Origin of the sequence: Acinetobacter sp. CIP 64.2, from assembly GCF_000369645.1 — a bacterium.
Taxonomy (GTDB): Bacteria; Pseudomonadota; Gammaproteobacteria; order Pseudomonadales; family Moraxellaceae; genus Acinetobacter.
On sequence record NZ_KB850121.1, the window covers coordinates 522,404 to 542,392 of the forward strand.

At 42.6% G+C, this 19,989-nt stretch carries 19 protein-coding genes; 8 read left to right on the forward strand and 11 right to left on the reverse strand.

Annotation, left to right across the window (positions count from 1 at the left end; genetic code table 11):
• The first annotated feature begins 13 nt into the window (after positions 1-13).
• The 4 genes from F895_RS13930 to F895_RS13915 all read left to right on the forward strand — a co-directional run bounded on the left by F895_RS13930 (position 14) and on the right by F895_RS13915 (position 3,060).
• The gene (locus F895_RS13930; RefSeq protein ID WP_005239669.1) at positions 14-808 is read left to right on the forward strand and encodes a hydroxypyruvate isomerase family protein; all 795 of its coding nucleotides are present in this window, start codon (positions 14-16) and stop codon (positions 806-808) included.
• 81 nt (positions 809-889) lie between these two features.
• A complete protein-coding gene (gene rsfS, locus F895_RS13925; RefSeq protein ID WP_004655709.1) occupies positions 890-1,288 on the forward strand; it encodes a ribosome silencing factor in 399 nt (132 codons plus the stop codon).
• A gap of 174 nt (positions 1,289-1,462) precedes the next feature.
• The gene (locus F895_RS13920) at positions 1,463-2,083 is read left to right on the forward strand and encodes an NUDIX hydrolase (protein WP_005239671.1); all 621 of its coding nucleotides are present in this window, start codon (positions 1,463-1,465) and stop codon (positions 2,081-2,083) included.
• Between the two features lie 152 nt (positions 2,084-2,235).
• Positions 2,236-3,060, forward strand: coding sequence for an SDR family NAD(P)-dependent oxidoreductase (locus F895_RS13915; RefSeq protein WP_005239673.1), 825 nt, complete (start codon positions 2,236-2,238; stop codon positions 3,058-3,060).
• Between the two features lie 60 nt (positions 3,061-3,120).
• On the opposite strand, the gene F895_RS13910 is transcribed toward F895_RS13915, so the two are convergent.
• From F895_RS13910 to F895_RS13900, 3 genes are read right to left on the reverse strand one after another with little or no spacing between them, the layout of a single operon-like run.
• Positions 3,121-4,575, reverse strand: coding sequence for an NAD(P)(+) transhydrogenase (Re/Si-specific) subunit beta (locus tag F895_RS13910; protein WP_005239674.1), 1,455 nt, complete (start codon positions 4,573-4,575; stop codon positions 3,121-3,123).
• A 3-nt stretch (positions 4,576-4,578) separates the two neighbouring features.
• Positions 4,579-4,902 carry a proton-translocating transhydrogenase family protein gene (locus tag F895_RS13905; protein ID WP_004655717.1) on the reverse strand — a complete coding sequence of 108 codons (324 nt, stop codon included), beginning with the start codon at positions 4,900-4,902 and terminating at the stop codon, positions 4,579-4,581.
• Positions 4,903-4,913: 11 nt separating this feature from the next.
• A complete protein-coding gene (locus tag F895_RS13900) occupies positions 4,914-6,041 on the reverse strand; it encodes a Re/Si-specific NAD(P)(+) transhydrogenase subunit alpha (protein ID WP_005239676.1) in 1,128 nt (375 codons plus the stop codon).
• Positions 6,042-6,908: 867 nt separating this feature from the next.
• Here F895_RS13900 and F895_RS13895 point away from each other — a divergent pair.
• The 3 genes from F895_RS13895 to dusA all read left to right on the forward strand — a co-directional run bounded on the left by F895_RS13895 (position 6,909) and on the right by dusA (position 9,658).
• A complete protein-coding gene (locus F895_RS13895) occupies positions 6,909-7,328 on the forward strand; it encodes a RidA family protein (RefSeq protein ID WP_005239678.1) in 420 nt (139 codons plus the stop codon).
• A 19-nt stretch (positions 7,329-7,347) separates the two neighbouring features.
• Positions 7,348-8,541: an MFS transporter gene (locus F895_RS13890; RefSeq protein WP_005239679.1), complete on the forward strand. Its 1,194-nt coding sequence runs from the start codon at positions 7,348-7,350 to the stop codon at positions 8,539-8,541.
• 112 nt (positions 8,542-8,653) lie between these two features.
• Positions 8,654-9,658 carry a tRNA dihydrouridine(20/20a) synthase DusA gene (gene dusA / locus F895_RS13885; RefSeq protein ID WP_005239681.1) on the forward strand — a complete coding sequence of 335 codons (1,005 nt, stop codon included), beginning with the start codon at positions 8,654-8,656 and terminating at the stop codon, positions 9,656-9,658.
• Positions 9,659-9,667: 9 nt separating this feature from the next.
• Here dusA and F895_RS13880 read toward each other — a convergent pair whose 3' ends face one another.
• Complete coding sequence (locus tag F895_RS13880; protein WP_005239682.1) at positions 9,668-10,099, reverse strand: GNAT family N-acetyltransferase; 432 nt, start codon at positions 10,097-10,099, stop codon at positions 9,668-9,670.
• Between the two features lie 335 nt (positions 10,100-10,434).
• Between F895_RS13880 and F895_RS13875 the strand changes: the two genes are divergently transcribed.
• On the forward strand, positions 10,435-10,914 hold the full coding sequence (locus F895_RS13875) for a CHAP domain-containing protein (protein ID WP_005239689.1): 480 nt from the start codon (positions 10,435-10,437) through the stop codon (positions 10,912-10,914).
• Between the two features lie 160 nt (positions 10,915-11,074).
• Here F895_RS13875 and F895_RS13870 read toward each other — a convergent pair whose 3' ends face one another.
• From F895_RS13870 to F895_RS13840, 7 genes are all read right to left on the reverse strand, one after another.
• Positions 11,075-12,184, reverse strand: coding sequence for a DUF695 domain-containing protein (locus tag F895_RS13870; RefSeq protein ID WP_005239694.1), 1,110 nt, complete (start codon positions 12,182-12,184; stop codon positions 11,075-11,077).
• 99 nt (positions 12,185-12,283) lie between these two features.
• Positions 12,284-13,045 carry a tRNA threonylcarbamoyladenosine dehydratase gene (locus F895_RS13865; RefSeq protein ID WP_005239697.1) on the reverse strand — a complete coding sequence of 254 codons (762 nt, stop codon included), beginning with the start codon at positions 13,043-13,045 and terminating at the stop codon, positions 12,284-12,286.
• Positions 13,046-13,091: 46 nt separating this feature from the next.
• On the reverse strand, positions 13,092-14,297 hold the full coding sequence (locus tag F895_RS13860; protein WP_005239698.1) for an MFS transporter: 1,206 nt from the start codon (positions 14,295-14,297) through the stop codon (positions 13,092-13,094).
• Between the two features lie 112 nt (positions 14,298-14,409).
• On the reverse strand, positions 14,410-17,154 hold the full coding sequence (acnA, locus tag F895_RS13855) for an aconitate hydratase AcnA (RefSeq protein ID WP_005239699.1): 2,745 nt from the start codon (positions 17,152-17,154) through the stop codon (positions 14,410-14,412).
• Positions 17,155-17,280: 126 nt separating this feature from the next.
• Complete coding sequence (locus F895_RS13850; protein WP_005239700.1) at positions 17,281-18,096, reverse strand: TatD family hydrolase; 816 nt, start codon at positions 18,094-18,096, stop codon at positions 17,281-17,283.
• Positions 18,096-19,010 carry an RsiV family protein gene (locus F895_RS13845; protein ID WP_005239701.1) on the reverse strand — a complete coding sequence of 305 codons (915 nt, stop codon included), beginning with the start codon at positions 19,008-19,010 and terminating at the stop codon, positions 18,096-18,098. Before F895_RS13845 ends, F895_RS13850 begins: the two co-directional genes overlap by 1 nt.
• A gap of 108 nt (positions 19,011-19,118) precedes the next feature.
• A complete protein-coding gene (locus F895_RS13840) occupies positions 19,119-19,943 on the reverse strand; it encodes a hypothetical protein (protein ID WP_005239702.1) in 825 nt (274 codons plus the stop codon).
• Positions 19,944-19,989 lie beyond the last annotated feature (46 nt).

Here is a 19,989-nt window from a genome sequence, read left to right on the forward strand (position 1 = left end):
AGGGAGTCCTAACATGAGCCATCTTGCAGTCAATTTATCAATGATCTTCACTGAAGTTCCCTTAATCGAGCGTTTCGCCTTAGCACAAGCCCACGGTTTTCAGCATGTAGAAATTCAGTTCCCCTATGAACTCGACGTGATTGATATTCGAACCCAACTTGAACAATATAATCTTTCACTCTGCCTGATCAATGTCCCTGCTGGCGACTTAATGCAAGGGGGTAATGGTTTGGCTGGTGTACCTGGACGAGAAATTGAATTTCACCAAGCACTGGAACAAGCGATTCGCTATGCCACTGCACTGGATGTGCCCCGTGTCAACATTCTGGCAGGTAAACAGCCGTTGGATGCGGATCTGTTGCCTTGCTTGAATACTCTGGCAAGCAACCTAAAGCTCGCCTGCCATCTGTTGACGGAACAAGGTATTGAACCTGTGTTTGAAATGATCAATGGCACTGATATGCCACGCTTCTTGGTTCAAAATATTGCCCAAGCCCAAGAAATGCTGGAAGCCATCAACCACCCAGCCCTGAAAATGCAATATGACTGTTACCATATGGCGATGATGGGTGAAGATGTTTTAGCAGGACTACAGGAAAATATCGAGCAGATTGGACATATTCAATTTGCTGACTGTCCAGACCGCCATGAACCCGATACTGGCAATATTCCCTATAAACAAATCTTTGACTGGTTACAACAAAGTGACTACCGAGGTCTGATTGCTGCGGAATACAGACCAAAAACGCATTCAGATCAATCTTTTGCATGGAAAAAGAAGTATTTTTCTAATGATGTGAATACATAAACTGTTACTGCTAAAATTTGAACTTTTTAGAGAAAAACGGTATATTTGATGATGAGCAATTGTCAGGAAAATATACCCTCTATGAATTTAGAACCATCGCCCAGCGCTTCTAATTCTCACGATCTAAAAATCAAAACAGCGAACAAAGATGTACAAGCATGCCTAAACGTTGTACATGAAGCTCTCACTGATGTAAAAGCCAAAGATATTCTTGAACTTGACGTAAGTACGATCAGCAATGTTGCCGATGCAATTGTGATTGCAAGCGGTACATCAACGCGTCATGTTAAAGCCCTTGCAGATAATGTTGCTGATGAAGCACGTAAAGCAGGTTTCCGCCCAATCGGTGTCGAAGGTGAACGCGATGCTGAGTGGATCTTAATCGACCTCGGTTTTGTTGTGGTACATGTCATGCTACCAACCGCGCGTAAGTTCTATGATTTAGAAAGCTTATGGCGTGCGCCAGAGTCTGTAGCGTAAAGCTCCTCAAAAAAGCGACCGAATAGGTCGCTTTTTTTATACCGTATTCAAGTCAAAAGAGATTCTATACACAGATACGCTATAAGCCGATTTAGCTCTAGATTTCCGACCATTCCTTGTAAAATAGAATAGCAATGCTAGTATTAAACCCTCTCCTCAATCACCTAGAATAAAATGAAAGATTCAGCCGCATGGATTGAAACACTCAATAAAATTACAGGATTGGCTCAATCAGGTTTGTACTACAGCAAAGATGTGTACGATAAAGAACGCTATCAACAGCTACTTGATCACGTCCGTACCCTGATGGAATTAGAAGAAATTGATACCACTCTCTTTATTCCCAATGTATTGCAAGATATTGGCTATGCAACACCTAAAATTGATGTTCGCGCTGTTGTATTTAAAGACAATAAACTGCTATTAGCTAAAGAAACACAGGATGGCTTATGGTCGATCCCTGGAGGTTGGGCAGATGTTGGCTATTCCGCCGCTGAAAATGCAGAAAAAGAAGTGCTTGAAGAAACTGGATTAGAAGTCAGAGCGACCAAGCTGCTCGCACTCACCGATCGTAGAAAGCATCCTCACCCTGCTATGTTCCTGCATGTCTATAAAGCCTTCTTTTGGTGTGAACTGATTGGTGGTGAACTCAAGCCAAGCATCGAAACTTCTGAAGTTACTTTCTTTGATAAGGATGAATTACCCCCGATTTCAACGGCGCGTGTTACAGAAGCACAAATCCATCAGTTTTTTGAATTACAACATAAACTCCCCGAGAATACTTACTTCGATTAGCCTCTTACTTAACAGATAGATCTCCCTTCCGCACTGCACTCCAAATGCCAATCATCTCCCACCTTTAAATTTGACATGACAAATTGTCAAAACTACAGCACTATACAGATTGTTGAAATCCACCAAGAAATAGCATAACTGGAGTACAGGACGTGAAAAAAATACTGATTACAGGCGCCAATACAGGCATTGGTTTTGCCACAGCAGAACAGTTAGTTAAACAAGGGCAACATGTCATTCTGGCCTGCCGCAATCCACAGAAAGCCCAAGCAGCACAAAACAAATTACGGGCACTCGATCAAGGGCAAGTTGACCTCATCTCCCTCGACCTCAACAGCCTTGAATTGACTCGAAAAGCCGCTGATGAAATCGCAGATCGTTATGGCAATCTGGATGTATTGATCAACAATGCAGGCCTATTTGCCAAAACCAAACAGCTGACTGCTGATGGCTTCGAGCAACAGTTCGGCGTCAACTATCTCGGTCATTTTCTATTGACCCAAAAACTGCTTCCCGTTTTAAAGCAATCTCCTCAAGCACGTATTGTACATTTGGCCTCAATTGCACATTGGGCAGGCTCAATCAAACCCAATAAATTCCGCGCAGAAGGCTTTTACAATCCGCTATTTTATTATGGACAATCCAAGCTTGCCAATTTACTCCTTAGCAATGCATTGGCAGAGCAACTGGCTGGTAGCTCAATCACCAATAATGCCTTGCACCCTGGTGGTGTTGCTTCTGACATTTATCGCGATCTGCCCAAGCCTGTTTACGCTGCTATGAAACTCGGCTTAGTCCCAACTTCTGTTCCTGCTAATCTGATCAGCCAAATGGCGATTGGCGATGAATGGGCAAACCGCAACGGAGAGTATGTCAGTGCACATATGCCTGACTGGAAATCTTCACATGCCAAAAATCAACAATTAGCACGTGACCTTTATCAACAATCCTTAGGACTGGTCGAAAAGTTTATTTAAAAATAAGCCAAATAAAAAGCCACCCGAGGGTGGCTTTTTCAATCCAGATTAGAGGTCAGATTAGTGACCACCACCATTGATTGCTTTGGTCATATCTTCCACAACTTTCTTGGCATCACCAAAGATCATCATGGTTTTTTCATTGTAGAACAAGTCATTGTCTAGGCCAGCATAACCTGTTGCCATAGAACGCTTGATCACCATAATGGTACGCGCTTTATGTGCCTCAAGGATCGGCATACCGTAGATCGGTGAGCTTGGATCATCTTTCGCCGCAGGATTCACCACGTCATTCGCACCGATCACCAGTACTACGTCTGTTGCAGGAAAATCGGAGTTGATCTCATCCATTTCCAAGATGTCTTCATAAGCAACATCTGCTTCTGCCAACAATACATTCATGTGACCCGGCATACGACCAGCAACTGGGTGAATCGCAAAGCGAACTTTTACGCCCTGCTCTTTCAAGATTTCACACAACTCTTTCACCGCATTCTGTGCACGGCCTTGCGCCATACCATAACCCGGTACAATCACAACGCTGTCTGCATTTGACATCAAGAAACCTGCGTCATCTGCTGAACCAGAACGGTGGTTACGTTGAACTTGCTCACCTTTATCTGCCGATGCAACTGCCGCACCGCCCATTGCACCACCAAACAATACGTTGATGATTGAACGGTTCATCGCCTTACACATGATATAAGACAGAATCGCACCAGATGAACCTACAAGCGAACCTGCAACGATCAACATATTGTTTTCAAGTGTGAAACCAATACCTGCCGCAGCCCAACCAGAGAATGAGTTCAAAAGCGATACCACAACTGGCATATCACCACCACCGACTGGTGCAATCCACACCCAGCCAAATGCAAGTGCAAGTGCTGTCATTGCCCAGAACGCAGTCATGTTACCTGTAGTGAAGAATGTGAAACCACACGCAAGCATCGCAATAAAGATGATCGCTTGAACAGGTTTAACCCATGCACCCGAAATTGTTTTTGCCCATTTCTTTGCCGCCAATTTACCGTAAGCAAAGACAGATGCTGTAAAGGTAATCGCACCCACAAAACAACCGACAAACAATTCAAATAAATGCACGCCACTCATATGTGCATGTTGAACACCCGCAGCCGTTAAAGCAGCTTCATTTTGCTCAAATAATGCAGTGAGTTGGTTGTTGTGTAGAATCGCCGCAATTGCAATCAATACCGCAGCCAAACCCACCAGAGAGTGCATCAACGCAACCGTCTCAGGCATTTGTGTCATTGGCACTGTTTTCGCACGTGCGATACCCACAACCGCACCCAATACCATTGCACCACCGATCATCCAAACAACAGGATGTTCAGCAACAAAGAAAGTGGTGACTACAGCAATCGCCATTGCGATCATACCGTAGCGGTTACCCGCAATCGCAGTCTTAGGACCAGACAAGCCACGTAAAGTTAAGATAAAGAGGACAGCACCAATGAGGTAGAACCAATCCGCATAGTCTCGAATGAATTCCATTGCTTAGCCCTCTTTTTTCTTTTGCTTCGGCTTGAACATTTCAAGCATACGAGCAGTTACAGCAAAGCCACCGAAGATGTTGATACTTGCCAAAAATACAGCAATCGCACCAAGGATACTCACCACGTTTACACTTTGGAATGCAACGTTAGCATCTACACCAATCGCAGGCATACCCACTGTTTGGATCATCGCGCCAACCACAATAATGGAAGACAACGCATTGGTTACCGCCATTAATGGTGTATGTAACGCAGGCGTTACTCCCCACACCACGTAATAACCAACAAAGATGGCAAGGACGAAAATTGTAATCGTTTCAACCATGAGAACTCTCCTTAACCGCGCTTGAGCAGTACTTGACCGCCATGAGTCACGAGTAACGCTTTTTGGATTTCATCTTCTTGATTGATCACAAAGGCTTTGTCTTTGTCGAATAATGTCTCAAGGAAGTTAAAAACGTTACGTGCATACAGTGCAGATGCTTCAGTCGCAACTGTGCCTGGAATATTTGGAATACCCAAAATCTTCACACCATTTTCAGTTGTGACTGTTTCGCCTTCTTTAGAACCTTCAACGTTACCACCCGTCTCAACTGCCATATCTAAAATGACAGAACCCGGTTTCATTTTGGCAACGGTTTCAGCTTTAATTAAACGCGGAGCATTACGACCTGGAATCAATGCAGTGGTGATTACGATGTCAGCATTTGATACAGCTTTATCTACAATCGCAGCTTGATCTTTGATGTATTGCTCACCCGGCTGCCAACCATAACCGCTTTTCGCAGCTTCAGCAGCACGTTGTTTTTCTTCATCGGACATTGGCACGTCTAGCCATTTGCCGCCTAGAGATTCAACCTGCTCTTTTGCTGTTGGGCGCAAATCTGTTGCTTCTACAACCGCACCCAAACGTTTCGCAGTCGCAATCGCTTGAAGACCTGCAACACCAACCCCCATAATCACGACACGTGCAGGTTTTACAGTACCCGCAGCCGTCATTAACATTGGGAACATACGTTGATATTCAGCCGCAGCTAACAATACAGACTTATAGCCCGCCAAGTTTGCTTGAGAAGAAAGTACGTCCATGTTTTGTGCGCGGGATAGCGTACGTGGCAGTAATTCCAACGCAAAAGCAGACACTTGCTGAGTTGCAAACTGGTCTAGTTCTGGATTGCGATAAGGGTCAAACATTGCAATGACAGTCGTATTCGCCGCAAGCTTCTGAATTTCGTCACCTTTAGGGGCGCGAACCTTCAAAATAATTTGGCTACCTGTATATGCATCGTCCGTAATGGTTGCGCCAACTTGTTCATAAGCACTGTCAATGTACGCCGCTTTAATACCAGCACCACGTTCAATAACAATACTATGACCTGCGTTAATCAACTTCTTCACTGTCTCTGGTGTTGCCGCTACGCGACTTTCACCTGCAACAGTTTCGGTTGGGATTCCGATCTGCATGAGCGTTCCTCAAGCTAGTTTTTCTTAAGTAAACATCGCCAAGAGCAATGTTTCCCCCAGGAGTATTCTTTGTAGAAATTTGGATTCTAATGGAAGTTTTTTAAATTTCCACCCAATATTTATTTAATAAATACCTATATTTTGAACTGATGATTCACATTTATATTCAGAGCAGGTATGATCCGCAGGTTTGCCTTTTGATCAGGCAAACCTTACTTTTCATTTCCAGTCCGTATAAAAATGCAATTCTTTTTGCAATCGATCTGTTCATTTTATGCTTTCTGTCTTCCTGTTTCAGAAGATCAAAGCGATATCTATTGCATAATCCGAATTGTCATTCCCCATCGCAGAAACAGCACCACCTAATCCATTTTAATTAGCTTAGATCGTTTCTTTTTGGCTCTGCTGATGTATGGCTTGAATCGGCATCATAATCATGCAGTTGCTGCAAGGGATTGGCTACTCTGCAATTTCTCATGGTCTGTTTGGCTAGTTTTTAGCAATCTGCCGATGATGATCATTTAAATCGCGGCAATAGAACCATATTTCGCTTTATCAATAAATCTGAATGAGTTGAAGTAAATTGCTCAGAAAAATTTAAAAGAATGAAAAAAACTTGTATTACCATTTTTTCAAGTGATATTTGTATGGTTTTGTCTAGCAAAAGCTGCTTTATTGCACAGTAATGGTGCAAATATTAAGCAACAGATGATATAACTCATTCAGTTCAAAGATAAAAACTATCAAAATATTTCAAAATCGATTTTTTATCACAGCAAATGCACTTTTTTGATTCAACCCCTTGACCTAAAGTTAACTTGAGCTTTGATACTGAGTCATCTCCATCTTCAATGTGATGTTTTAACGATGAAACAGATCAAGACAGTAACATTTAAAATGATCAACCCAAGTGAGCTTTATGATCCACGCAACAATGGCTATAGCCATCTTGTGATTGTGCCGCCCAACATGCGCAGCATTCATATTGCAGGTCAGGGGGGTGAAAATAAAAATGGTGAGCTTTCTGAAGATTTTGACCAACAGGTACAACAAGTCTTCTATAATATTCAGCACGCTTTAGCATCCGCACAGGCACAACTGTCAGATATTGCTGTTTTACGTATTTTGGTGGTTGAGCATAATGCTGAAAAACATCAGCTCCTGATTCAAGTCATACAAGACCTGTGGAAGAACCATGCTTTTCCTGCATGTACCCTCATTCCAGTCTCACGCTTGGCATTGACAGGCATGCAAATTGAAATTGAAGCCACAGCCTATACCGCATAAACCTTGGATAGAGAAAATTATGTCTGCCCCTCAAGATATTAGTCAAAATAAAACCTTACTTTGGTTTATGGCTGCAGCATGTGGTTTATGTGCGGGTGCCAACTATTATAGTCAGCCTTTAATTCACTCAATTCAGCAGTATTTTGCAGTGACCGAAGGTCAAGCAGCTCTTACGGTAACCTTTGCTCAAGTGTCTTATGCGCTTGGCCTGTTGTTTATTGTGCCAATGGGTGATGTAGTCAATAAGACCAAATTCATTCCTTTACTCATGGTATTTTGCGCTGTTGGCTTATTCATCAGTGCCTTTTCTGTCAACTTACCAATGCTTTGGCTCGGTACCATTATGGCAGGACTGTTCTCTGTCGCAGCACAGGTATTAATCCCACTTGCAACCATGACAGTGAAACCTGAAAAAACAGGTGAAGTCATTGGCTTTTTAATGAGTGGTTTACTGGTCGGTATTTTACTCTCCACCAGTTTGGCAGGTTTGTTTTCTAATCTGTTTCATTGGAAGGTCATTTATGTAGTGAGTGGCGTGCTGATGCTGATCTTGGCCTATGCCTTGAAAAGCCGTTTACCTTATGCCATGCGAATGAAAATGAATTACGGACAAGTCTTTGTCTCCATGGCACAACTGCTCAAACAAGAGAAACGTTTGGTGTTACGTGCACTTGCAGGCGGATTTGCTTTTGCCGCAGTCAGTATTTTGTATTCTACTATCGCGCTACTACTGACCTCTGCCCATCATCTTCAAGATCTATTGATTGGAATGGTACCTCTGGTCGGGATTTTTGGAGCGCTCTCGACCCAATATATTGGTAAATATGCCGATCAAGGCTTAACCAGCCAACTGACGTGGATAGGTTGTGGCTTGTTTATCTTAAGCTGGATCTGCTTCTATTTTGGGCAAACCTTTTTAATCAGTTATATCCTCGGCTTTGCCTTGATTCAGTTAGCTTTAGCCTTGGTGCATACCAGTAATCAGAGTGTAATTTTCCGTTTACGCCCAGATGCGAAATCACGGATCAATGCCATTTATATGACTGCGTATTTTACTGGGGGGGCCTGTGGTTCAGCCTTGGGTATTTTTGCCTGGAATCATGGTGGCTGGAGCATGACTTGCTTAGCTGGTATCAGTCTGGTGGTTGCCTGTATGCTGTTTAGCTTGCTGGATTATCTTTCGACGAAGAAAAAAAACATGGTCACTTTCTAGATCTTCATTCTACTAGTAAAAATTGAAGTGTTAGGGATCAGCATTGGTGAATTGGACACAAAACTCGTATAATGCTGCCCTTTCTTTGCTTGTCCACATCCGAGATCTGTTTATGCAATCACTTGAATCATTACAGCCACGTATTTCCGTCGCGCCGATGATGGATTGGACTACCAAAGACTATCGTTTCTTTGCCCGCCTGTTTAATCCCAATGTGGTGCTATATACCGAAATGGTAACCACGGGTGCGATTATTTATGGTGGTGCCAATCGCCATCTCGACTTCAATCAACAAGAACAGCCAATTGTGCTGCAACTCGGTGGTTCTAATCCACAAGAGTTAGCCACCTGTACCAAAATGGCTGAAGACTGGGGCTATAACGAAGTCAATCTCAATGTAGGCTGTCCAAGCGATCGCGTACAAAACAATAAGATTGGTGCTTGCCTTATGGCGGAACCTGATCTGGTGGCTGAATGTATTCACAGCATGCAAAAAGCGGTATCAATTCCCGTCACAGTGAAACATCGTATCGGGATTGATGACATGCATTCTTATGAAGAGATGCTGCATTTTGTTGATACGGTTGCGACAACAGGCTGCACTCATTTTATTGTGCATGCACGTATTGCTATCTTGCAGGGCCTATCTCCAAAAGAGAACCGTGAAGTTCCACCTTTACGCTATGAGGATGTCTATCGCCTCAAACAAGAACGTCCGCATCTCACCATTGAAATTAATGGTGGCATCAAAACTTTTGAAGAAACACAGCAACATTTGCAGCATGTCGACGGCGTAATGATTGGTCGTGAAGCGTATCACAATCCTTACCTGCTTGCAGAAATGGGGCAACTCTGGAATTTGCAAGCGCCTGATCGTTTTGAAATCATGCAACAAATGATGCCTTATATTCAGCAGCGTGTGGCTGAAGGCGCACCGTTGTCGATTATTACCCGTCATATTTTGGGCTTATTCCAAAATCTGCCAGGCGCACGTAAATGGCGACAAGCCCTCAGTGGTGGCAATGCTAAAACCATCACCGATATTGAACATGCCATTCAGAATATTCAGGCAGCCATGCAACGTACTGAAGACTATCTTAAAGAGCATCAACGCTAAGCTGAGGCGCTAGGCATAACTTTTATGCATGGGTACAAAGCGTAACCCACTCTGTTCGATTACTGCTGAGCTTGCTGTAAAGCCGAACTTCTCATAAATCACTTGAGCATAACAACTGGAATTCACTGTTATGCTTGAGTGTGATGTCGCAATTTTATTTTCCAGAAACTGCCAAAGTTGACGACCAATTCCCTGACGCTGCACCCTTTGATCTACAAAAAAATGTAGGATATGTGCAGGCTGCCGATATGCAATAACGCCCATCAGCTGGGTGTTTTGCTCAAAAACGAAGTATTCAATATTCGGCATTTCCATTAATTTATGAATCATGCTTTGACTAAATTTATCTGCCCCCTCTGCATTTAAAGCAAAATCTATGATATATGGCCGAATTAATTGTACGATCTGATCCAGATCAGATGATGTTGCCAGACGGATCATTTTAAGCTCTTCTTCTCATATTATTTAAATAAACAATAGCTTATAACAATATCAACCTCAAACCTAATCAGATAGACCGCATTAAAACGACTACTTTTTAGTCAAAAATGAAATATAATCTTACAAATCATTTTATTTAAACTAACTAGCAAACAAATTACTGATAATGAAAAAGATTCTTAACTAGTATTTTAAGCTAAGTGAACGATCCAGCAGCCCAATTGTTATATTATTACGTTATATTTGAGTTTTTTTAAGATTTATCGCTTACTATGAGCGCCGTAACAAATTCTGGCACACGTTCAGTTGTTTTGAAAATGCGGTAGAGATTCACAATGATTTATGATGTACCTTCAGTCGATCACAGTATGATTCACCCACCTATGCAACAGGTGGTTATTCCTTATCGAGAAATGCCGAAGCCTGCATCAGTGCCAGCAATTGATGTGAATAAATTCTCTCAGAAACTGGCGAAACGAGCTTCTTATCGCAGCTCATCACAATGCGCTAAGTTCGTTAGAATTGCCTTACAATCGGCTGGTGCCAATATTGATCAGCATCCTGTTGCGGCATCAGACTGGGGTCGTACCCTACAGCAGATTGGCTATCAAGAAATTACACCTGAATTTAATAACCCTCAACCCGGTGACATTTATATTATCCATCGCACTAAAAAACATCGCTATGGACATATTGCAGGATTTACAGGTTCACAATGGGTTTCCGATTTTAAACAAACCAGTTATGACGTCTATAAAGACCCAAATGTGACTTATACCTATTACCGCTTAGCGCCTCAATATCCGCAGGCTTAACCTATGGTGAGTCATTATGAACTCACCAAACTTATATATCCAAGTAGCTCAATCACTATGGACATAGTTCCTCTAGTCAATACTATTTGCATGAATTTGAGTAATAGCAGTTAGATAGCAATGATCTATTTACCTCAGCATTCTATTGATGACACTTTTTTTATCTCCCAAATTTATTCAGACAACGCCAATATTTATCTTTGAAAAAACTAACATCAATTTCAAAATTATCTCTATTATTTTGAATAATTTGGTCAATTATCTTGGATGGTTTTCTAAAATCTTTACAAGCAAAGTATATCGTTCTTAAATTATTGCCGGTTTCTCGACCTATATTTAAATATCCTTCTACATCTTTTAACTCAGCCACTAATGTCTGCTCAATACTTTCAAGCAACTCATATTCATTTGATGGTGGCATACCGTTAAAATTTTCACCATCATAAGGTATTTCAATAATCATCAACCAAGGATGTGATGCTTTTTTATCCCACGCTAATAATGTACTATTCAATGTCGCAATAAGTGGCAAACCCTCATGGGTCTCCCCTTCTAAACTTATATATTCATCCTCATCCGTATTCGAGCGAATCACTTTATCAAAACGAGAAATTTCACTGTTCTTTAGGGTTAAAATTTTCTTTAAATTTGCAATCGGCATTAATTCTTTTTCAGCATCTTGTCTGGATTGTACTGAAACTTGATCGAGTTTGGTTACCGAATCATATTCCCCTAAGTAATTGTCTAAGAAAATATAAACTCCTTGTAAAAATTCACTTTTTTGCGCCTCATTATATTCATCATGAACCACAAAGAGATCTATTTCATCTGGATATTCTTCATGGTCTTGTAAATAAAACGATAGCGTTTTTTGACTAAACTCATGACCATGCATACCAATACTGGTTTGCTGAATATCACTTGCGGGTTTAAGGGCTGTAAATTTCCAGTCAGGAATTTTAGGGGCTGCTGCCACCAACTCCTCTACAAATACAATATTTGCCACAACACCATCTGGCGTTAAAATCAATTCAGCTGTTTGTGGGCCAAGCATCCCGGTAAGGGAAAAAATTCCATCATGAACTTTAGCCAATTCAGGCAATAATTTATCAAAGAAATCCGCCTGAATCGTATCTTGATTTAACTCATCCACAATACGATGGAAATCCTGTTGATGCTGCTCAAACCATTGCCAAAATTCAGCATAGCGATTTCTATTGATTTGTATTTGTTGTTCTTTCTTTCCAAATAACTTTTTCAAAAAACTCATTTTGTTTGTTCTCTGTTATTACGTTTATTTCAGTTTAATTTAACTGAATTTTTATGATTTTTAAACGTATCTAAACTTTTACTTAAAAATACCAAGCGCTTATTTGATCCGATCTAACTTTTTCAACACTTCAGCCACCGCCACCATGGCAAAGCTTGAAGTCACCACGACTGCCGAGCCATAGCCACCGCAACGCAATCCAGCGCTCGGACACACCTCTGCACTGGAAAATGGATTGTCGATCGAATAAACACACGTAATACCAAACTTCTCTTTGGGCTTTTTGCAAATCCCTTTAGAACGCAGCTGTGTTCTTAACTTTGCCAACATCGGGTCTTGTTCAGTCTTGGATAAATCTGCGACGCGAATCTTTAACGGATCCAGTTTGCCCCCTGCTCCCCCTGATACAATCAACGGAATCTTGTTAAAGCGGCAATGTAGCATCAAGGCAAGTTTGGCTTTGACATCATCGATACAATCTAAAACAATGCTTGGAACTGGATTTAAAATCTGTTTGACATTCTCTGGCGTCAGATAGTCATCAATCACATTTACTTTCATTCTTGGATTGATCTGACGGCAACGCTCCGCCATCACTTCAATTTTTTCTTGCCCTAGCGTCGAGCTCATGGCGGGGAGTTGACGATTGATATTGGAAGCAGCGACCACATCCATATCAACTAAAGTCAACTCACCAATGCCTGTGCGTGCCAGTGCTTCAACCGCCCAACTGCCTACACCGCCAATACCAATAACCATGACATGACTACGTTCATAATGCGAAAAGGCATTGTCTCCATAAATTTTGGCAACACCAGCAAAACGGCGCTCATATTCATCATTTACAGGAACATCAGTCATAACAGTTGCGATCTATCTTTTCAGTCAAACTGCTATTTTAGCGTGTTTAAAGCCGTTTAGGTGAGCTTGATGAAACTTTGCTTGGTGATTGGCCTTGGCGATTTAAAATCAGTAGCAGCATAAAAACCATGAAGCTCATAGATAAAGCTAAAAGGTTGGCATTCATCCAACCAAGACTACTCAAAATCGGCGCAGGTAAAAACGCGCCTAGAGTTGCAAACAAGGCAATTCCAGTTTCATTGATGCCTTGGATACGATGTTTTTGTTGTTCATTTAAACCGGCCAATAAAGTAGATGCGCCAGAATAAGCAAAGTTCCAGCCCACACCAAGCACAATCAGTGCCGCATTAATATAAAACCCAGCCTGTCCCAGCACTGGAATCAAGGACGACAGCATCAGCAGTACAAAACCAATATAAATGGTGTTATGTACTCCCCAGTGTTGAATCAGTTTAGACACAAAGAAGGATGGAATAAACATGGCCAAGACATGTAGCTGAATCGAGATCGAAGCATAGTGAAATGAATGATGCTCCTTTAAATGCAATGAAGACATAATCATCATCACATTCATAATATAGTAGGCAAAAGCACCGCTGATGACGGCTGCAATAATCAACGTGCCCGGCAATTTGGCACGCTGAGCGGGTTCAATCACAACGTCTTGCGGTGTCTGTTGGCGTTGAAACTTTTGATTCCATAAATACAAAGTTGGAGACAGCAACAGCGCCAAGACACTAAAAATTAAATAGATCACAGTAAAATCAGGTAATCCTTGCACCTGTTGAAATTGGATTGCCAGCATCGGTGCAATAATGGCGGCAATCACGCCACCCGAAATCACCATGGCTGTGGCCTTGGGAATCAGCTCGGCAGCCAGACGATCGGAAGCAGCAAAGCGATAAAAATTTGCAGTCGAGATAAATAAACCCAGTGAGAAATGGCTTAGACATAATAAATAAAACTGTTGCTGCTGTAGGGCCAGATAACCGAGAACACCCGCCAAGAACAGACAGACACAACCAAATTGGAAGACCACATGTCGACCTAACTTTTTCATCAAAAACGAAAAGATAAAGGTGGTCAGTAACATCGCCAAAAACTGCAAGCCATAAGGAACTGTCGCTAGAGCCTGAGTTGGTGCAAGTTTCAAACCGACAATCGCCACCACAGTCACTGACAAAACTGCTGCAATTAAATTAAAGGCCTGTGCAGCCAAAAGATAATAAACATTACGGGGTAATTGATTCAAAGCCTTTATCCAATTTAATCAAGCCTGATTACCTTAACGCTGAGTGCTTGAAACTGAAACAAAAAAGATGAAAGACCAGCTTTCATCTTTGATTGAGACGATGTTCTAAGGATTATGCAGCAATCAAATTGCGTAGCACATAATGCAAAATGCCACCTGCTTTAAAATATTCCACCTCATTCAAGGTATCAATACGACATAACACTTTAAACTGGTCTTGACTGCCATCTTCTCGTAGCACCTGAACATCCAGCGTCTGATGTGGCTGAATATCATCAGATAGCCCATAAATCGAAAGCACTTCACGCCCAGTCAGATTTAAGGATTGACGGGTTTGACCCTCGACAAACTGTAAGGGCAATACTCCCATACCAACCAGATTCGAACGATGAATCCGTTCAAAACTTTCGGCAATGACGGCTTTGATACCCAATAAATTGGTGCCTTTTGCCGCCCAGTCCCGTGACGAACCCGTACCATACTCCTTACCCGCAATAATCACCAATGGCGTTTGCTGTTGCTGATAAAGCATGGATGCATCGTAAATCGCCAGCTTTTCACCTGTTGGGATGAAGATGGTATTGCCCCCCTCTTCACCATCCAGCATTTCATTCTTGATGCGGATATTGGCAAACGTCCCGCGCATCATCACTTCATGATTACCGCGTCGAGAACCATAAGAGTTGAAGTCTTTGGGTTCGACCCCTTGCTGCTGTAGATAACGCCCAGCGGGACTGTCTTTCTTGATGTTTCCTGCTGGAGAGATATGATCGGTGGTGACCGAATCTCCCAATACCGCCAAGATTCGTGCTTGTTCAATATTGTTAATTGCTTTAGGGGGTTGATTAATTTCTTCAAAAAATGGTGGGTGACGAATATAGGTCGAGTTGTCTTGCCATGCATAGGTCTGGCTTTGCGGAATCTGGATCGCTTGCCAAGCTGCATCTCCATCAAACACCGCTGCATATTCCTTATGGAACATGTCGGTATTGACCTTCTGCAAGACTTGATCAATTTCAAGCTGGCTTGGCCAGATGTCTTTCAAATAGACATCTTGCCCAGTTTGATCTTGTCCGATTGGCTGGCTGGTTAAATCGGTCCGAATATTCCCTGCCAGACCATAGGCCACCACGAGCGGTGGTGAAGCCAACCAGTTGGTTTTGACTAAAGGATGAACACGCCCTTCAAAGTTACGGTTGCCTGAAAGCACCGAAGCCACATTCAGATCATGACACTGAATCGCTTCCTCAATCGGTTCAGGTAAAGGTCCAGAGTTACCAATACAGGTGGTACAACCATAACCGACCAAGTTATAACCCAACTCATCTAGGTACGGCGTTAAACCTGCTGCTGCCAGATAATCAGTCACCACTTTGGAACCTGGCGCCAGTGAGCTTTTCACCCAAGGTTTACGTTGCAAGCCTTTTTCAATGGCTTTTTTGGCCAGCAGCCCCGCCGCCAACATCACACTTGGATTCGAGGTATTGGTACATGAGGTAATCGCGGAAATCACCACATCGCCGTCATTCAGGGGATATGATTTTCCGTCGATGGTACAAGCAGGTTGTTCATGGGCTAAATTGGCTTTTTGTGCACCGCCCCCACCTTCATTTTCCAAGCGCTCCTTGGCTTCTTTGGCGGGTTTAAGATTCAGTTCCATCAACGCATTAAAGGTTTTCGGAACATCGCCCAACAAAACCCGATCTTGTGGACGCTTTGGTCCTGCCAGACTGGCTTGTACCGTACTCATATCCAAGCTGAGCGTATCAGTAAAAATTGGCTCATCACCGGTATGACGCCATAAGCCTTGCTCTTTACTATAAGCTTCGACCAAATCGATACGGTCTTGTTTGCGTCCCGTCAATGCCAAATAACCCAGCGTCACCTCATCAATCGGGAAGAACCCACAGGTCGCGCCATATTCTGGGGCCATATTGGCAATGGTGGCACGATCCGCCAAAGGTAAATCGGCCAGGCCATCACCATAGAACTCAACAAATTTTCCAACCACACCTTTTTGACGCAGCATCTGGGTAATGGTTAAAACCAAATCCGTGGCGGTAATGCCTTCCTTTAATTTGCCTGTCAGTTTGAAACCAATCACTTCTGGAATCAGCATCGATACAGGTTGTCCTAGCATCGCTGCCTCCGCCTCAATCCCGCCGACACCCCAACCAAGCACGCCCAGTCCATTGATCATGGTGGTATGTGAATCTGTCCCCACCAAGGTATCTGGAAAGGCAAAAACCTGACCTTCATCATCACCTAACCAGACGGCTTGCGCTAAATATTCTAAATTGACTTGGTGGCAAATCCCTGTACCCGGTGGCACTACACTAAAGTTGTTAAAAGCAGATTGTCCCCAACGAAGGAATTGATAGCGTTCACCATTCCGCTGCATTTCGATTTCAACATTTTCTGCAAAAGCATCGTCATCGGCAAAATGATCGACCATCACCGAGTGGTCAATCACCAAATCCACTGGAGATAAAGGGTTAATCAGGTTGGGGTCACCACCTGCCTGTGCCATCGCAGCACGCATCGCAGCCAGATCCACCACCGCAGGAACACCCGTGAAATCCTGCATCAGTACCCGTGCCGGTCGATATTGAATTTCTTGATCTGAACGTTTACTTTTCTGCCAATCGACCAGTGCTTGAATATGTTCTACTTTTACACTTTTTTGGTCTTCAAAACGGAGTAAATTTTCTAGCAAAACCTTTAAAGACTTCGGTAATCGTTCAATATTACCGAGTGTTTGAGCCGCTCGCGCCAAGCTAAAGATTTGATAAGAGGTCGAACCGACGCTGAGTGTTTGTAATGCATTGAAACTATTGATTTTGCTATATCTGGCCATAAGGTTGCCCTCCCAGTATTGGCTGATGTGATTATTATGAAATTGTTCTTTTAATGTACCCCTGTTTAGAAAAGCATGTGTTCCCTTTTAGTATCTTATTTTTAACAAGATTATTTGCTTATTCTCTTAAAATTTAAGTTGTAGCGCTGCCAATGAATTGTGCCAGAGTTGTGCGGCAAGCTGAAGCTTAGGCTGGTCAAGGGTCTGGGCCAAACGCTCCAGAACATAAGGTAAATTAACTGGGGTATTGCGGGTACGATGCTCGGTCGAAGTTTGGCAACACAGCGGTGTCATATCTGGACAATCGGTTTCGATCACCAAGTTTTCACTGCCTATCGCTTGTACCACTTGATGCAGTTTTTTGGCATTCGGATTGGTAATTTGTCCTGTTACCCCAATTTTAAAACCCAGTTTCACTAAGGCTTTGGCTTCTTCCACGCCACCACTAAAGGCATGAGCGATGCCCCCTAATTTGAATTTTTGTGCTTTTAAAATCGCAATGCTTTCTGCATGTGCTTTACGGATATGTAACAGCACTGGTTTTTGATATTGTGTTGCCAATGCCAATTGTTCAATAAAATAATGCTGCTGCTTTGCAAATAGTTCGGGCTGTTTATGCTGTTTAAAAAAGGTATCCAGCCCAATTTCACCCACTGCCACACAATCATGCTGCTGTAATACCTGCTCAAGTCGCTGTAAATGTTCGGTTTGGTGTTGCTCAATATAGAAAGGATGTAAACCCGGGGCCAGATAAGATCGCGGCACATTTTCCCAAGCGAGTAATTGTTGATGAGTTTGAATCAATTCATCAAATCGTGATTCCAGAAAACCGATTAACACCAACGCTTCGACCCCCACCCGTTTTGCTTGCTCAGCCAGATGTTGCCGATCATGATCGAAATCGGCAACATCAAAATGGGTATGGGTATCAAACAGTTGCATTAGCTTTGACTTGGCGTACTTGCAGCCGGTGTAGAGGCTGCTGGCGGATCAATTTTTGGTAAATATTCAGGTTTTAACACACCTTGTAACTCACTGAATGGAATCACCAAACGAGGCAAACCAACCACATACGGGCCAATCTCATATTCACCATATTGTAAAATCAGGCCTTGTTCCCCCAATAGGAAATTATCGGTGACTTGAAATGGCCATGCCTGTTCATATTCCTTGGGATCTGTTGCTAATTTGGAATCAACAATCCAGGTTTTAAAGGCTTCATGTGCCAGTTTGTCTAAAGTGGCTTTTTGCTTAGGTAACAATAAATCATGTAATTGCACCTGCTTCTGAGTGGTCAGATCAAAGTTGTAATAGCGTTGTGAGGTCGCGCCATGTGCTCCCCCCAAGTAACTGCTGCTATTCAACACAACCGTCGCCAAAGTTCCTTTCGGTCGTAAAATCTTGGGCTTGATCATCAAGCTAATCTGATGACTACTACTGAGCGCCTTTAACTCTTCATCTATTTTCACAAAGGCATTGGCATAAGCTTGTGCCTGAGCATCTAGACTTGATTTGTCCTCGGCAGTTTTAGGTGTAGAAGCGGCAGACGTGTCCGCATCCACCACATCTAAAATCTTGCTCAGTTGTTCAAGAATTTGCTGATCCAGTAATTGATCAATAAAAGGGAAATTACTTTGTAATCGCTCAACGGTAAAATCTGGACAACTATTACCTTTGCACTCAGGTAAATTCACCTGTAACTTCACCGTTTCACCGCGTAAAACTGGCTCGGCGGGTTGCTGTACTGCAGGAGGATCTGTCGGTTTATCCTGTGATTCCTTCGGCTCTGATTTCGGCTGGCAAGCGGCAAGCAAAATTGCACAAGCAAGAACGCTATATTTAAAAATTGTTTTCATTTAAAACCTATCAGCATTGTTATTACACAGGATTTTTAAATGCTATCGAACTTATCGTAAAACCGCTACCAGCACATGCAATTTCTATACGAAACTCGAGCAAGTAAATCAAAACATTTTTTGATAGATTTCAGGTTGCAGCATCTGTTTGCTTTGTTCAGTCGTGAGGTAGATATCCAGTTGAGGTGCATCTTTACTAATCTCATTGGCCCGGTAGTGTAATCCTATCCCTTCACCATCAAAGAACCAATCCGCCTGTCCCCAATACAGTTTTTTCGCGACTTGTTTTTTGACTTCTGCCGATTGTTTCTCGACCCATGTTTGATAGTGGGTTTGAATAATCTGGTTTAAAGCATTTTGCTGATTTTTCTGAATCATATCCAGAATACTGACACTTTTTTGTAATTTACGATCGGCTACAAAGAAATAAAAACGATCTTTCACCGCGATATCTTCCTGTTGCGTATCTACTCCGACTTGCAGCAACACATATTGATTACGCTGTGAAGCAATACGCGTGCTGAGATGCAGCTCATACGCTTTATTCTTGGAATATTTATCCTGCCATTCATCCGACTTCTTTACATAGGCATTCACGGCTTGCTGTAAGGTTAAATTCTTGTTCTGCTCGATTTGTTGTTGAATCACATTGGCCTGATTTTTGGCAATCCACGCATTGAGCCAGTCATCTTGAGTTTTGATGGTTTGAATATCGACATCAATACAGTTCTTCTTTTCACAGAATGGCAAGGCATAATCGGCCTTGGCTTCTTTCATATTTAAGTAAGGTAGGACTTCAGCTTTTTCGACTGGTGCCGCAGTCTGTTTGCTTTCGGCGGTATCGGCCTTATTTTTATCTGGATGATCACATGCGGTTAAAGCCATTATGCCAATCATCATAATGACAGCTAAAAGTGGTTTTAAAGTGTTCATTGTATCATCCTTTATTTTAATCCCTCCCAACCTCCCTTTATAAAAG